Origin of the sequence: Actinomadura oligospora ATCC 43269 (assembly GCF_000518265.1) — a bacterium.
GTDB classification, from domain to species: domain Bacteria; phylum Actinomycetota; class Actinomycetes; order Streptosporangiales; family Streptosporangiaceae; genus Spirillospora; species Spirillospora oligospora.
In genome coordinates, this window is the sequence record NZ_JADG01000007.1 from 517,464 (window position 1) to 532,256 (window position 14,793).

At 72.4% G+C, this 14,793-nt stretch carries 11 protein-coding genes; 6 read left to right on the top strand and 5 right to left on the bottom strand.

The features are described 5' to 3' along the window. Nucleotides 1–151: 151 nt before the first annotated feature. From P696_RS0111735 to P696_RS0111745, 3 genes are all read left to right on the top strand, one after another. The gene (locus tag P696_RS0111735) at nucleotides 152–1,066 is read left to right on the top strand and encodes a hypothetical protein (protein ID WP_211245699.1); all 915 of its coding nucleotides are present in this window, start codon (nucleotides 152–154) and stop codon (nucleotides 1,064–1,066) included. Between the two features lie 181 nt (nucleotides 1,067–1,247). Then, on the top strand, nucleotides 1,248–1,418 hold the full coding sequence (locus P696_RS56885; protein WP_170026416.1) for a hypothetical protein: 171 nt from the start codon (nucleotides 1,248–1,250) through the stop codon (nucleotides 1,416–1,418). Nucleotides 1,419–1,558: 140 nt separating this feature from the next. After that, nucleotides 1,559–3,097, top strand: coding sequence for a long-chain-fatty-acid--CoA ligase (locus tag P696_RS0111745; protein WP_026412493.1), 1,539 nt, complete (start codon nucleotides 1,559–1,561; stop codon nucleotides 3,095–3,097). A 177-nt stretch (nucleotides 3,098–3,274) separates the two neighbouring features. Here the strand turns inward: P696_RS0111745 and P696_RS0111750 are convergent, their stop codons facing one another. The 3 genes from P696_RS0111750 to P696_RS0111760 all read right to left on the bottom strand — a co-directional run bounded on the left by P696_RS0111750 (nucleotide 3,275) and on the right by P696_RS0111760 (nucleotide 7,893). After that, the gene (locus tag P696_RS0111750) at nucleotides 3,275–4,189 is read right to left on the bottom strand and encodes an endonuclease/exonuclease/phosphatase family protein (RefSeq protein WP_026412494.1); all 915 of its coding nucleotides are present in this window, start codon (nucleotides 4,187–4,189) and stop codon (nucleotides 3,275–3,277) included. 305 nt (nucleotides 4,190–4,494) lie between these two features. Beyond that, nucleotides 4,495–7,152, bottom strand: a complete 2,658-nt coding sequence (locus P696_RS44885) for a bifunctional polysaccharide deacetylase/glycosyltransferase family 2 protein (RefSeq protein WP_245627612.1) — start codon at nucleotides 7,150–7,152, stop codon at nucleotides 4,495–4,497. A 3-nt stretch (nucleotides 7,153–7,155) separates the two neighbouring features. Next, a complete protein-coding gene (locus P696_RS0111760) occupies nucleotides 7,156–7,893 on the bottom strand; it encodes a hypothetical protein (RefSeq protein WP_026412495.1) in 738 nt (245 codons plus the stop codon). A gap of 176 nt (nucleotides 7,894–8,069) precedes the next feature. Between P696_RS0111760 and P696_RS44890 the strand changes: the two genes are divergently transcribed. Next, complete coding sequence (locus P696_RS44890; RefSeq protein WP_064743999.1) at nucleotides 8,070–8,732, top strand: RNA polymerase sigma factor; 663 nt, start codon at nucleotides 8,070–8,072, stop codon at nucleotides 8,730–8,732. A gap of 392 nt (nucleotides 8,733–9,124) precedes the next feature. Continuing rightward, a complete protein-coding gene (locus P696_RS0111770; RefSeq protein ID WP_026412496.1) occupies nucleotides 9,125–9,928 on the top strand; it encodes a hypothetical protein in 804 nt (267 codons plus the stop codon). Between the two features lie 127 nt (nucleotides 9,929–10,055). On the opposite strand, the gene tuf is transcribed toward P696_RS0111770, so the two are convergent. Continuing rightward, a complete protein-coding gene (tuf, locus tag P696_RS0111775) occupies nucleotides 10,056–11,240 on the bottom strand; it encodes an elongation factor Tu (RefSeq protein WP_026412497.1) in 1,185 nt (394 codons plus the stop codon). Nucleotides 11,241–11,571: 331 nt separating this feature from the next. On the opposite strand from tuf, the gene P696_RS0111785 reads away from it, so the two are divergent. Further along, complete coding sequence (locus tag P696_RS0111785; RefSeq protein WP_026412498.1) at nucleotides 11,572–12,783, top strand: arginine deiminase; 1,212 nt, start codon at nucleotides 11,572–11,574, stop codon at nucleotides 12,781–12,783. 626 nt (nucleotides 12,784–13,409) lie between these two features. Here P696_RS0111785 and P696_RS44895 read toward each other — a convergent pair. Beyond that, nucleotides 13,410–13,949 carry an ATP-binding protein gene (locus tag P696_RS44895; RefSeq protein ID WP_084337273.1) on the bottom strand — a complete coding sequence of 180 codons (540 nt, stop codon included), beginning with the start codon at nucleotides 13,947–13,949 and terminating at the stop codon, nucleotides 13,410–13,412. Nucleotides 13,950–14,793 lie beyond the last annotated feature (844 nt).

A 14,793-nucleotide genomic window follows, 5' to 3' on the forward strand; every position in this document is an offset into this window, starting at 1 on the left:
CGTCTTCGGACGCGGGAATCGGGTTCGGGGGGCTGCACCGAGGCGCGATGGTGGTTTTAATGGTCAAATGCACCAGCCGACCCCCGCCGTACCCCCAGGTTCTCCGTTTCCGCCGCAGTCGCCGCGTCCGGGCCGTCCCGCCGGATCCCGTGTGCTGCCCGCCATTCTGTTGATCATGGTGGGCGGCGCGGTGGCCACCCTCGTGATCACGATCACGACCTATCTGGCCGTCCGTTCGGCGCGGCAGGTCATCGTGGAGGGCGCGCACCAAGGATTCCTGCTCTCTGATGGCTACTTCTATATGCAGCTCGTCCTGGCGGGGTTGATCGTCGGGTTGCCGCTGCTGGCCGTCCGGTCGTCCAATTTCGTGGTGCCGGTGCTCGCGGCCATCGCCGCTTTCGTGGCGCTGCGCATCGGGTTCGTCCTGGGCACCCTGCTCTACTACGCGGGCGATCACGTCGGCGACATCATCTCGTCGGCGTTCAAGGACATGCCGGTCAGGGAGCTGATCACTCCGGTGGTGGCGTTGCTGGCGGCCGGGGTAGGCACGCTGCTGGGGATGTCGCGTGGCCCTTCGGCCGGTCCGGCCATGGGCATGCCCGCTCCTGGTGGTCCGGCGATGGCGCCCGCTCCCGGCGCTCCGATGATGGGCGCTCCCGGTGCTCCTGGCGCGCCGCAGTGGGGTGCGCCGCAGCCGCCGCCTCCGGCCGGGCAGCCGTTCAGCACGCAGCCTCCCGGACAGACCGGCGGCCAGCCGTTCGGCGCCGCTCCCGGGTTCGCGCCTCCGCAGCAGGCCCCGTCCGGGCCGTACGCGCAGCCCACGCCGGGTGCCGTTCCGCCTCCGCCCGCCGCGCCCGCCGCGCCCGCCGCGCCACAGGCCGCACCCGCGCCCGCGCCCGCTCCAGCTCCGTCCGAGAAGGACGCTCCCAAGACCATGCTGGACGCCAGCCGGACGATGTTCGACAGCGCCCCTGCCAAGCCGGCGGACGAGGACGCGCCGAAGGCGTCGCCCATGACGCAGCTCGACCAGCCGCTTCCCGAGACGTCCGAGAAGAAGGACGACTAGGACGCGCGGACGAGACGAAACGAGGCGGGCCACGGCAGCAGGTGGCCCGCCTCGTGCGCGCTCAGGGGTGCCCCGGAGGCGTCCTCCTGAGGTCTCAGGGTCCGCCTAGGGGACGGGTAGGGGTCGGGGTCGTCCTCCAGAGTGATGACGACTCGTGCGTTCCGCGCCTAGATTTGACGGCATGGGACGGACAATCCTGACAATCGTTGGTGTCATCATCGCGCTGTGGCTGGCCTTCACCGTGCTCGGCTGGGTCCTGTCGATGCTGAAGTTCTTCTTCATCATCGGCTTCTTCGCTGTCGTCATCACGCTCGTGGTCACGCTGGTCTCCAAGAGCTCGCGACGGCGTTAGCCGTTTTCTCTCCCGTTTCGGCTCGGGGGCGGAAAAGCACCGCTGGAACCGCTTGTCCCGGACACGCCGATGGCCCGATGATGCCCTCACCGCCGCCTGCCGGGCGGCGAGGGCGGGTCGTCGGTGAGAGGGGCGGGTCCATGCCGGTGTTGACCGAGATTCTCCGCGAACGGGCGCACGGGCGTCCGGACAAGATCGCCTTCCACGCGGGCGACCGCGCGGTCACCTACCGGGAGTTCGACGAACGCGCCGACCGGGCGGCGGCGGCGCTCGCGGCGGCGGGCGTCGGGCCCGGCGACCGGATCGCGATCCTCGACAAGAACTCCCTCGAATACGCCGAGCTGCTGTTCGGCGCGGCCCGGATCGGGGCCGTCCTGGTCCCGGTCAACTACAGGCTCGCGCCGGACGAGGTGGCGTTCATCGTCACCAACGCGCGCGCACGAGTCCTGGTCGTGGGGCCCGACTTCGTCCCCGTCCTGGACGCGCTGAAGGATCGCCTCGAACACGTGAGCCGGACGGTGGTGACCGGGCCCGACTACGAGGAATGGATCGGGGCGGGAGCGCCTGCACCGCCCGCGCACGAGGCGAAGTCCTCGGACGTGTTCGTGCAGCTCTATTCGTCCGGGACGACGGGGCTGCCCAAGGGCGTGATGCTCACGCACGACAACTTCGCCACCGCGCTACCGATCACCCAGGAACTCTGGGGTCTGGACGAGTCGACCGTCCTGATGGTGGCGATGCCGCAGTACCACGTGGCCGGGAGCGTCCTCACGATCTGCACCCTGTTCGACGGCCTGACCGGAGTGATCGGACGCGAACCGGACCCCGTCCTCATCGCGCGCGCGATCGAGCGGCACAAGGTCACGCACATCTTCCTCGTCCCGGCCCTGCTGCAGTTCATGCAGATGATGCCGGACGTTGGCGCGTGCGACATGTCCAGCCTGCGGCTGCTGCTGTACGGCGCGTCCCCGATCAGCGACGAGGTGCTGCGGGGCGCGATCGCGATGCTGCCCGGCACCGCGTTCATGCAGGTCTACGGGCTGACGGAGACCACCGGCGCGATCACCTACCTGCCCGTCGCCGACCATGATCCGGACGGTCCGAATTCCTCCCGGCTGCGCAGCGCGGGCATCCCGTATCCGGCCTGCGACCTGCGCATCGCCGATCCGGCGACGCTGGAGGAGCTGCCCGCGGGACGGGTCGGCGAGATCCTCTGCCGGACGCCCCAGAACATGATCGGCTACTGGGACCTTCCCGCCGCGACGGAGGCTGCGCTGCTCCCGGACGGCTTCTTCCGCACCGGCGACGCGGGCTACCTGGACGAGGACGGCTACCTCTTCATCCACGACCGGGTGAAGGACATGATCATCTCGGGCGGGGAGAACATCTACCCGGCCGAGGTCGAGAACGTCCTGATGGGCCACCCGAAGGTGAGCGACTGCGCGGTGATCGGCGTCCCCGACGACCGCTGGGGCGAGACGCCGAAGGCGCTGGTCGTGGCGTCCGGCGACGTCGGTCCGGCCGACCTGATCGACTACTGCCGGGCGCGGCTGGCGCACTTCAAGTGCCCCTCGACGGTCGAGTTCCGCGACGCCATCCCGCGCAACCCCACCGGGAAGATCCTCAAGCGCGAACTCCGCGCCCCCTACTGGGAGGGCCAAAAGCGCGCCGTCCACTGACATCTGCAGGTCCGGGCTCCGCAGGTGGTCCGCGGCGCGCGCACGAGCCCCCTCAGAACAACTCTCTGTTCGACCCCTGGGAGTAGCTGGCATCCGCGCGCACGAGCCTCCTCCTTGAAGGCTCGTGCGCGCTGCTTTCGGGGTTTCCGTCCGTGCGGAGGCTCGTGCGCGCGGGGGTCAGACGAAGCGGATGGTGGCGGTGACGGGGCGGTGGTCGGACGAGCGGACCGGGGACGCCGGGACGCCGCAGCCGAGCTGGGCGGACCGGGTCGCGAAGATGTAGTCGGTCTTCTCCGTGGCCTTGCCGGAGTCGTCCTGGAGGGTCGGGTCGCCCGCGCGCCGCGGTCCGCCGCACTCGGAGTAGATGCTGTAGAACGCGTTCAGGGACTTCGCGCGCGGCTTGTCGGCGAAGTCGCCGCCGATGATCACGCGGTCGGCGTCGGCGAGGCCGAGCAGGGCCTGGGCCTGCTTGGGACGCCACGTGCCGTCCGGGTCGTCCCCGGGGGCGGACGAGCTGAACTGCGCGGTGCAGACCCGCGCGCCCCACGCCCGGACCGTCCCGCAGACCGCGATCCGGCCGTGTCCGGGCTGGGACGGCAGTCCGGAGTGGTGGACGTCGGTGAGGGGCTCACGGGTGGCGATGGCGAGGCCGAGGCGGCCCTGGCCGTTCACGCAGGCGCGGTCGGTGCGGTCGTCGGCGGCGGCCTGCGGCGCGAACGCCCAGCTCCAGGACTTCAGGCGGCCGAGCGCCTTCATCGACTTGACCTGCGCCGAGCACACCCGCTGCAGCAGCAGCGCGTCCGGCTGGACGACCTTTCCGGCCACCGCCGCCGAGGCGAGCTGCTTGTCGAACCTGCGGACGAGGCCGTCCGGGTCGCCGCCGAGCGGGCAGCCGGGCTCGGCGTCGCCGCAGACGTCCCAGGTCACGGCGTTGACCGAGACGGGACCGTCGGCGCCGGCCCGGGGACGTTCGGCGTCGGTCGACCCGAGGGCGGGGGACTTCTCGATCGCCGCGCCGGCGCCGGCCAGGGCGACCACGACGCCGGCGCCGCAGACGGCGAGCAGGGGAATCAGAGCGCGGGGGGCTCGCACACGTACTCCATCAGGGGGTCAGCGGGGGTCTGGGGGAATCCCACCACATCAAGATCGGCCTCGCCAGCAGAACGAGCCGACCATCTCGGACAACCTACGCCTAACGCGGACGTTCTAGAGCCTTCTCCTCAGACTCGGGCCGGTGACGGGCCCGGGTCACGATGCCGCTGACGCCGAGCCACTGACGCCGGGGCGGTGACGGGGGGACGCCGCAGCTCCGAACGGCGTCCCCCCGTCCTCCCTGTCGCCCGCGGCCGTGCCGCTGGGCGCGCCGGCCGATGGCCCCGCTCTCCGCCGGGCCGGCATCAGGGAGCCGCGATCCCGGCACGGGGGCCGGGACCGGGGTCTGGATCGGGACCGCCGCCGAGACCGAGGCCGGAGTCGGAGAAGGTGCCCGTCCGCCGGATGGTGTGCCAGCGCAGCCGCGTCCCGAGCAACGCCGTGACCACGGACTGCACGACGACCAAGTACAGGAGCTGCCGGTAGACGATCTGCTGGAGTGGCATCGTCCACAGCGGACGCAGCTTCTCGCCGTCCAGCCAGAGGGCGTAGCCGCCCGCCGCGACCTGGGCCAGCGCGAACAGCGCCCACATCGTGATCGGCGCGACCGGGTCCATGAAGGCCAACCCGAACACGGCGAACAGGTCCACGGCGGGCGCGAACAGCGGCAGGACGACCTGGAAGGCCGTCAGGTAGAGCAGGCAGCGGCGGCCGAACGGCCCGCGCTCGACCAGCGCCCCGCGGTGCTTCCACATCGCCTGGAGCGTCCCGTAGCACCAGCGGTACCGCTGCCGCCAGAGCTGCCGCAGCGAGTTCGGCGCCTCGGTCCAGGCGAGCGCGTGCTCGGAGTAGACGACGCGCCAGCCGCCGCGGTTGATCGCCATCGTGAGGTCGGTGTCCTCGGCGAGCGTGTCGGTGGGGACGCCGCCGACCGACACCAGCGTCCGGCGGCGGAACGCGCCGATCGCGCCGGGGATGGTCGGCATGCACCGCGCGAGGTCGAACATCCGGCGGTCCAGGTTGAACCCGATGACGTACTCGAGGTGCTGCCACTTCCCGAGCAGGCCCTTGCGGTTGGCGACCTTGGTGTTGCCGCTGACCGCGCCCACCGAGGGGTCGGTGACGAGCGGCGCGACCAGGTGCCGGATGGTGTCGCGCTGGAACACGGTGTCGCCGTCGACCAGCACCAGGAACTCGCCGTGCGAGGCGGCGATGCCGACGTTGAGCGCGTCCGGCTTGCCGCCGTTGGGCTTGCGTATCAGCTGGACGCCGGGCAGCGCGAGCCCCTCGACGATCTCGGACGTCCGGTCGCTGGACCCGTCGTCCACCACGATGACCTCGAACGGGCCGGGGTAGTCGGTGTCCAGCAGGGACCGGACGGTCGCCGCGATCCCCGCCTCCTCGTTGTAGGCGGGGACGATCACCGTCACCGACGGCGCGACGGCCCGCCCGGACGGCGCGCCGATGGCCTCCCGTGCGGAGGGCGGCCCGTTGCTCAGCCGCAGCACCTCGGGCAGCTGGGTCCGGCGCGCCCGCTGCCGGTGCACGTGCGCGAACACCAGCAGGACGGCCAGCCGCAGCGCCGCCAGCACCCCGGCGATCACGAACAGGATCCGCATCCAGCCGGTGAGCGAGGACGCCGCGCGCTGCGCCGTGACGAGCGTCCAGCCGATCGCCTTCTCCGACGCCGTGGCGGGAACCTCCGCCGGGGGCAGGCCCATCGCCTGCGTCACGGTGGTGAACTGGTACCCGCGCGCCTGCAGCTTGACGATCACCTGCTCGACGGCGGCGATCGTCTCGGTGCGGTCGCCGCCCGCGTCGTGCAGCATCACGATCGCGCCCTGGCCGTTCTTCTCGGCGGCCAGCGCCGACTGGACGATCTTGTCGACGCCGGGCTTCTGCCAGTCCTCGGTGTCCCGGTCGGTGAGGACGAGCAGGTAGCCGTCCCGCCCGGCCCGTTCGGCGGCGAGCCACTCCGGGTTGGTCAGGCCGTCCGGGACCGACGAGTACGGCATGCGGAGCAGGCGGGTGTGCTTCCCGGCCGCCCCGGCCAGCGCGCGCTGCGTCAGGTCCAGTTCGAGCTTGTTGCGCCAGGCGGGCGCGGTCGCCATGTCGACGTGCGTGTAGGTGTGCGAGCCGATCTCGTTGCCCTCGGCGAGCATCCGCTTGGTCAGGGCGGGCTGCTGCGCGATGTGCGCGCCGATCGAGAAGAACGTCGCCTTGGCGTTGTGCCGCTTCAGGACGTCCAGCAGGCGCGGCGTCCACTTCGGGTCGGGGCCGTCGTCGAAGGTCAGCGCGATCGTCTTCGGCGGCGTCCGCAGGCTGTGCGGGGTGCCGCCGGCCATGTTCACCACCGGCCCGCCGGATGTCACCGCCGCCGGCGCGGGGGCGGGCTCGCCCTTCGGCTCGTGCTTGGGCGACTCGCCGACCGCCCCGTTCGCGAACCCGTCCAGCAGGAGCAGCGTGATCAGCGCGAGGCTGCCGAGCGCCATGAGCACCCAGTGCCCGCGCGGCTCCCGCGCCCGCTCCGCCGCCGACCCGCGCCGCCTTCTCTTCTTGCGGGACCCGCCCCCCTGGCCGGACGGCTGGGCCTGTGGGGTCCGACCCGGCATCTGGGCGTATCCCGGGTGCGGGGCGTACTCCAGTGCTCCGCCGAATTCCGGTGCTCCGCCGAGCTCCGGTGCTCCGCCGAGCTCCGGGGACGGCTGCTGGTCGAAGAAGGGGTGCTGGTCGTATCCCGGCTGCGCGCCGGGGCGGCCGTGTCGGGCCGGACGATCAGATCCGGCGGGGCCTCCAGGAGGGCCGTATCCGGGCTGCCGCCCGGGGAGGCCCTGCCCCGCCGGATCGGCGGGATGGGCCCGCCGCCGTCCGCGCGCGCCGGTGGGACCGCGCCGACGACCTGCCCTGTCGTCGGTGCTACCTGGCGCGTCGGCGGACGACGGCGGGGGCTCGAAGGGATCCACGGATCAGCCGGTCGCCTTGGGCCGCTTGGTCTGCCCCGGCGGCGTCACCTGACCTCTGCCCGGACGGGACCGGGTAGGCAAGGGCGTCGCGGACGTGGTCGGAGCGGCGGAGGACGAGGGCTTCGGAGTCGAGGACGGCGCGGAGGATCCGCTCGGCGCGGGGCCCCGCCCGTCGGTCTGGCGCCCGTTCGCCCCGGACGGCACGGTCACCGGCCCCGTCACAGCGGGCCGGTTCTGGCCATGCGGGATGCTCTTGGGCTGCAGGACGGGAGGCTTGCTCTTCTTGTGGTGCTGCGTGCCCGTGACGGCGTTCCACGGCGTCCCCGGGACGCTCGCCCCGGTCGCCACGCCGATGCCCATGGCCAGCAGGAACGCCGCGAGCAGCCCGCCGCACGCGATCCCCGCGCGGCGGCCGATGCGGCGGCGGCGTCCGGACAGGTCCACGAAAACGGGCGCGGACTCGAGGTCCTCAGGCGTCGCTGTGGGCCCGGGGCCGATCGGGGTCGTCCAGGCGGGGGTGCTCGGAGCGGAGCCGGGGCTCAGGGCCTCGGGGGACGACGGGCGGTGCGGCGAGTGCACCAGTGTGTCGCCGGGCTCGGGGACGCCGCGCGAGGGCGTGCGCCCATCAGAGAACGAAACGCCACCGGGCACGGAAACGCCGCCGGGGGCGGCTGTGGACGACCCGGCGGGCGCGAGGGGGCGCTCGGCCGGGTCGGCCAGGGAGATCGTGTCGCTGTCCATGGTCTCCGTCGTCATTTTTGTGTGGCGGGGTCACCGGCCGGGGAACCGGTGACCCCGCGCGGACCGCGTCCGGCGTGACGGGGGCGGCGCCGGGGGCGTTCGCGGTCTCAAGGGGTTCAGCGCCGATCGCTCCGCATGTGTCACACCCACTCCCAACTGATTGCAGAATGGCGGGCGTGAACGAAGCGGCGGAGACCGATGACGGCCCGCTCGACCGTGCCGTGCAGGCGGCCCGGGCGGGCGACGAGGCCGCGTTCCGCCTGCTCTACCGGGACGTGCAGCCCCGGCTGCTGCGCTACGTCCGGGGCATGGTGGGCGAGGACGCCGAGGACGTCGCGTCCGAGGCGTGGCTCCAGATCGCCCGCGACGTCCGCACTTTCGAGGGCGGGATCGACGGGTTCCGAGGCTGGGCGGCCACCGTCGCCCGGCACCGGGCCCTGGACCACCTGCGCGCCCGGTCCCGGCGTCCGGTGGCGGACCAGCCGATCGACGACCTGATCGCCAGGCCGGCCGAGGCCGACACCGCCGTCCAGGCGATGGACGGCCTCGCGACCGACCAGGCGCTCGCGCTGATCGCCGGGCTTCCGGCCGACCAGGGCGAGGCGGTGATGCTCCGGGTCGTCCTCGGGCTGTCGGCTCCCGATGCCGCCAAGGTGCTGGGCAAGAAGCCGGGCGCGGTCCGCACCGCGGCCTACCGGGGTCTTCGCCGGCTCGCCGCCCAGCTCACGCGCTCCCGCGAGACCATCCCGCCCGCCCGTCCGCCTGCCCGCGCGGACGGACGGACCCGCGCCCGCCCGGGTGACGCCGCGGCTCCGCGCGGCGCTGAAAGAGATAGTTGACACCTCCCCCGACCAGCACGGACGGGGACCGCGACCGCTCACCGAAAGGGGGTGTTCAGGCTGAGGAACCTGACACATCGGCCCGTCGAACCATGCGCCCATCCGCGCGGTGTCCCCCGGCCCGCGCCCCCGGACGGTCCTCAGGCGTTCCCGGACGGCGGCGGTGCGGGCACGATTTCCGCCGCGCGCCTCGGAGAGAACGCCATGCGCCGTCAAATGCGCGGCCTTTCCGGGCCGTGCGCAGAATTCCGGGCGCCGATGAACGGAACAGGCGTGCCGCACGGCCCGGGGCGTTCTGTGCCGGGGACGGCCGGGTACGACAGAATCACGCGCATGGAGGTCGTGTTCCGCATCGGACCGGACGCTCATGCCTCCATGTTCAAGGAGAGCCGATGAACGACCGGCACCCCGATGAGGAGCTCACTCCGGAGGCCGCCGACCGCCTCCTCGACGCCTTTTCCTCCGGCTTCCCGCCGGGCGTTGCGGACCCGCTGACCGCCATGCTGTCCGCCGCGTCCGCACCCGGACGCCCGGACGAGCTGTCGGGCGAGGACGCCGCCGTCGCCGCCTTCCGCTCCTCCTTCGCCGCTCCGGCCTCCGCTTCGGCGACCGCTCCGGTGGCGGCCGCGACACATGAACCGCCTGCCGCGTCCGGACGGCACCGCTCCGGCCGCCGGGGCCTGAAACGCCTGCTCACGGTGAAGGTCGTCATCGCGTCGCTGGTCGCGGCGTCGCTCGGCGGGGTCGCCTTGGCGGCGGGCACGGGGAACCTTCCCGGCCAGACCCCTGCCCGCTCGCACCCGTCGCCGCACCCGAAGACGTCCAGGAACCACGGCGGGACGGAGCAGACGTCCGGCGCCGATCCGTCCGACCCCTCCAGTCCGTCCGGCACGCACGGCCCAACCGTGCCCGGGTCGTCCGCGCCGTCCACCGGAAAGCCGTCCGGCAAGGACAAGAACGGCGAAGGAAACGACAACGGCCACACGGGTAATCCGCATGGCCAACCGCCCAAGACCGGAAAGCCCACCCCGTCCGGGAACGGCAACGGAAACGGGAATGGCAACGGAGGTAATGGCAATGGCAGTGGAAAGGGTTCCGGCAAGGGCGGCAAGGGCGTAGGTGAAGACGAGTCCGGCGACCTGCCGAACGAACTCGCGCCCAACAACGGAAAAACCGCCGCCCCCAGCCGCCGATAGCCCCCGAACGAACGAACCGGGCCCGCCGTCCACAAAGGACGACGGGCCCAGCCCGGTCACCCGCCCAGGCACCCCGGCGCAAACGACGACCCGCGCCCGAGCGTGGACGCCGAGCCCGCGCCGTTCCCTAGTCGAGCAGCCCGATGACGGTGCCCGCGCCGACGGTCCGGCCGCCCTCGCGGATCGCGAAGCCGAGCCCCTCGGCCATCGCCACCGGACGCCCCAGCTCGACGGTCATCTCGACCGAGTCGCCGGGCAGCGCCATCTCGCCCTCGCCGCCGAGGTCGACGCCGCCGACCACGTCGGTGGTGCGGAAGTGGAACTGTGGCCGGTAGCCGTGGAAGAACGGCGCGTGCCGTCCGCCCTCGGCCGCCGTCAGCACCCGCACCCGAGCCCGGAACCGGCTGTGCGGCCGGATCGAGCCGGGCGCCGCGACCACCTGGCCGCGCCGGATCTGGTCCCGGCGGACGCCGCGCAGCAGCACCGCCGCGTTGTCCCCGGCCTCGGCCCGGTCCATGGTCCGGCCGAACGTCTCCAGGCCGGTCGCGACCGCTCCGAAGGTGTCGCCGAGCCCGACGACCTCGACCTGCTCCCCGACCCGCAGCGCGCCCTGCGCGACCACGCCGGTCACCACCGTCCCGCGCCCGGTGATCGTCAGCACGGACTCCACCGGCATCAGGAACGGCCTGTCGAGGACCCGCTCCGGCACCGGCACGTACGCGTCGATCGCGTCGAGCAGGTCGTCGATCCGGGCCGTCCAGTACGGGTCGTCCTCCAGCGCCCGCAGCCCCGAGACCCGGACGATCGGGATCTCCTCGCCGGGGAACCCGTACTCCGACAGCAGGTCGCGGACCTCCAGCTCGACCAGGTCGAGCAGCTCCGCGTCCTCGACCGCGTCCGCCTTGTTCAACGCGACGACGATGTGCCGGACGCCGACCTGACGCGCCAGCACGATGTGCTCACGCGTCTGCGGCATCGCCCCGTCCAGCGCCGAGACCACCAGCACGGCCCCGTCGATCTGCGCCGCGCCCGTGATCATGTTCTTGACGAAGTCGGCGTGACCTGGCATGTCGATATGGGCATAGTGCCTGGTCACGGTCTCGTACTGGACGTGCGCGATGTTGATGGTGATCCCGCGGTCCCGCTCCTCCGGGGCTCGGTCGATCCCCTCGAACGGCACGGCGGACGCCAGCCCCCGCCCGGCCAGCACCTTGGTGATCGCCGCGGTCAGCGTGGTCTTGCCGTGGTCGACGTGCCCCATCGTCCCGATGTTCAGGTGCGGCTTGGCGCGCTCGTAGAGCTCCTTGGCCATGATCATTTCCGTTCTCACGCGAAGTGGTGAGAACCCCGCACGCGCCCTGCATCTCAGGCGCGCGTGCCGTGACCACCCCTCTCCGCTGGTTCTCCGGGTGGCACGGAGAGGGGTCAGCCTCGGACGCCGCCGTCGAGGGGGAGGACGGCCGACACCGAGCTCAGCGGACCGAGGTCCGCGAGCTGCGAGGTGCCGGCCGCCAGGAACATGCCTTTGAGCGTACGGACCCGTCCCCCGAATCTCGACCGGTTTTCCCGCTCCACCCCCGATGCCCGGTTTCCGTCGACGGCGGGTCGGAGGGTCCAGATCATGCGCGCATAGACTGCGAAAGGTGACGCAGACGACGAACAGACACCGGGTCACCAGTGAGGTCGGACGGCTCCGCACCGTCCTTCTGCACCGTCCAGGGGCCGAGCTCAAGAGGCTCACACCGCGCAACAGCGCGAAGCTGCTGTTCGACGCGATCCCCTGGGTGGGACGCGCGCAGGAGGAGCACGACGCGTTCGCCCAGGCGCTCCGCGACCGCGAGGTCGAGGTCCTCTACCTCTCGGAACTCCTCCAGGACGCCCTTGAGTTCGAGCCCGCGCGGGACGAGGCGATCTCCCAGGTGATCGACGACCAGCGCTGGGGCGACCAGCTCCGCCGCGTCGTCGAGGGCCACCTCCGCGACCTCCACCCCGAGGACCTGGCGCACACCCTCGTGGCGGGCCTCGCGCACGAGGAGCTGAAGACCGCGCACGGCCTGGTCTACCGGCTCATGGACGAGCTCGACTTCATCGTCGACCCGCTGCCGGGCCTGCTGTTCACCCGCGACTCCAGCGCCTGGGTCGGCGACCGCGTCGCGCTGACCAGCTTCGCGATGCCCGCCCGCCGCAACGAGTCCGCCCTGACCAGCCTGATCTACCGGCACCACCCCCGGTTCGCCGGGATCCGCCCGATCTACGACCCGTCCATGGAGCACGTCGAGGGCGGCGACATCATGCTGCTCAGCCCGGGCGTCGTCGCCGTCGGCACCGGCGAGCGGACGACCCCGGCCGGCGTCGAGCGCCTCGCCCGCCAGCTGTTCGACGCGGACCTGGCCCACACCGTCCTGGCTGTCCCGATCGCCCAGGAACGCGCGACCATGCACCTCGACACCGTCTGCACGATGGTCGACGTCGACACCGTGGTCATGTACCCGCCGGTCGCCTACTCCCTGGAGGCCTTCACGGTCACCGCCTCGAACGGCGACCTGAACGTCTCCGGCCCCCGCCTCTTCCTGGACGCCGCCGCCGAGGCGATGGGCCTGGACCGCCTCAAGGTCATCGACACCGGCCTCGACCCGGTCACCGCCGAACGCGAGCAGTGGGACGACGGCAACAACACCCTCGCCGTGGCCCCCCGCGTCTGCGTCGCCTACGAACGCAACGTCGAGACCAACGCCCAACTCGAGGCCGCCGGCATCGAGGTCATCCGCATCACCGGCAGCGAACTCGGCACCGGCCGAGGCGGCCCCCGCTGCATGTCCTGCCCCATCCTCCGAGACCCCCCACCCACCCCCTGACCCAAACACCCCCCACAAAACGCCGCCCCCCAGCCCGACAACCCAGAACGCCGAGCACCCGCCACAGCGAGGCAGAACACCGAGCACCGACTAAGCAGCACAGGGCCCCGCCCCCCGGCACACGCGGGCGGGGCTCCGAGCACCACGCACGTGGGGGCGGGGCGCCAGGCATCGGCCGCGCCGGGCAGCGCCCACGTCGCAAGGCACGTCGCGTAGGGCGTCGAGCACCCGCACACGCGGGCAGGGCGGCGAGCACCCGCACACGCGGGCAGGGCGGCGAGTACCGGCGCGCGGGGATAGACGAGCATTTGCCACGCGGGGCAGGGGGCTGGGCACCGCGCACGCGGACGGGGCTCCGAGCTTCGCTCGCGCGGCACGGGACGTTGATCATCGTCCGCGAGGCGCAGCCGCCTGACCTGCGCGAACTCGCCTTGTGCATCGCGTGGACACAGGGGTGCGCAGGGCTTCGGTCAACGTTTCGCCCGGCACGTCCGCGCGTCCCAGGACATGAAAACGGCCCCCGGGATGAACCCGGGGGCCGGACGTGGATAGCTCGGGCGGTGTCGACGGGGGCACGACAGCGCCCGAGCTTGAAGAGGACCATACAAGGTGAAGCGGGCGTCCGACTAGCCGGGGTACGCCCGACTTGCGGAGGTTTCGTGGCGGACGGCTCCCGGGCCGTCCGCGTCCGGTCCCCCGAGAGGCTCGGCGAGGTCCGCGATCTCGAGGAGATCAGGCAGAACCCCGGCGTTCACCCGGCGCTCGGCGCCGAAACGCGGCGCGTGGAGCCGGGCCCACACCGTGGTCGCCCCGTCCTCGTGCCGGACGCCCCACCCCTCGGCGAGCGTCTCGACGATCCCGAGCCCGCGACCTCCGAGCGAGGACAGCGTCCCCGGCCCGCGCCGCGGTTCCGTGGTGGCTCCCCCGTCGCTCACGGCGATCTCGATCAGATCACCCCGCCGAATCCAGGAGACCCGGACCTGTCCCGAGGGCAGCGGACGCGCGTGCCGCAGGGCGTTGCTGATGAGCTCGCTCACGATCACGCTGGCGTCGTCGACGACCGACGGGTCGACTCCCGAGGCCGCCAGCTCCGAGCCGAGGCGCCTGCGCGCGACCGCGACGCTGGACGGTGCGTGAGGCAGTAGTACTGCGCTCGACGCCCTCACCTCCCCCTGGATTCCCGGTCTCGGATGACCCCCGTCATTCCGTTACGACCGAAATGCCCATTACAGCGAACCCCGAAACCGGGGCGAAACGCCCGCGCGCAGCCCCTCACCGGCTCCACGCATCCTCACCCCCCGCTCAATGGACCGTCATGATGGATCTATCCAGCCCCCGCCTTCTTTACTCCTCGCGCGCACGTTTCGTCCGTCACACCATGCCAACCCCACACTTTTCCGCCCCCACCCCCACCCTGCCCAGTCAAGACCATGGCCCGATCCGGCCAACCACCTAGAGATCATTTCTCCCCGGCCCGGCAGGACCCGCGACGTAAGCGCCAAGCCGCACAGCTACAACGACCGTCCAACCAGCAGGCCGGGCCCTCGCAGCCGACACCCCGCACCCGTCAGACCAGGCGAACAACGCGAACGCAGGACTGGCCGGGTGCTGCGGATGAGGCTTGGCACGTCGTGCGGCGACCGCCCGATCGCGAGGACGTGGCGATATCCGGCCCGAATGCTGCCCCCGAATGCTGCTGTGGCGATACGGGCGCGGGCCTGGTGCGGGCGCGGGCTTGGCGGGGCGGTGGGCGGTGGTGGTGACCGCCGCGAGCGGTGTCGCGAGCAGGGCGGCGGGCAAGGGGGGCGGGCAGGGTGGCGGTCAGCGCGGCCGTGATCGGCGTGGCGCCGAGCAACGCGGTGCCCCTGCGCCGAGTAGCGCGGTGCCCCTGCGCCGAGTAGCGCGGTGCCCCTGCGCCGAGTAGCGCGGTGCGCGGTGCCGAGTAGCGCGGTGCGCGGTGCCGAGTAGCGCGGTGCGCGGTGCCGAGTAGCGCGGTGCGCGGTGCCGAGT

What these genes read in the sequence shown, in the direction of transcription:
- P696_RS56885 (WP_170026416.1), top strand. Translation starts at nt 1,248, where the DNA reads ATGGGACGGACAATCCTGACAATCGTTGGTGTCATCATCGCGCTGTGG.
- P696_RS0111745 (WP_026412493.1), top strand. Translation starts at nt 1,559, where the DNA reads ATGCCGGTGTTGACCGAGATTCTCCGCGAACGGGCGCACGGGCGTCCG.
- P696_RS0111760 (WP_026412495.1), bottom strand. Translation starts at nt 7,893, where the DNA reads ATGGACAGCGACACGATCTCCCTGGCCGACCCGGCCGAGCGCCCCCTC.
- tuf (WP_026412497.1), bottom strand. Translation starts at nt 11,240, where the DNA reads ATGGCCAAGGAGCTCTACGAGCGCGCCAAGCCGCACCTGAACATCGGG.
- P696_RS0111770 (WP_026412496.1), top strand. Translation starts at nt 9,125, where the DNA reads ATGAACGACCGGCACCCCGATGAGGAGCTCACTCCGGAGGCCGCCGAC.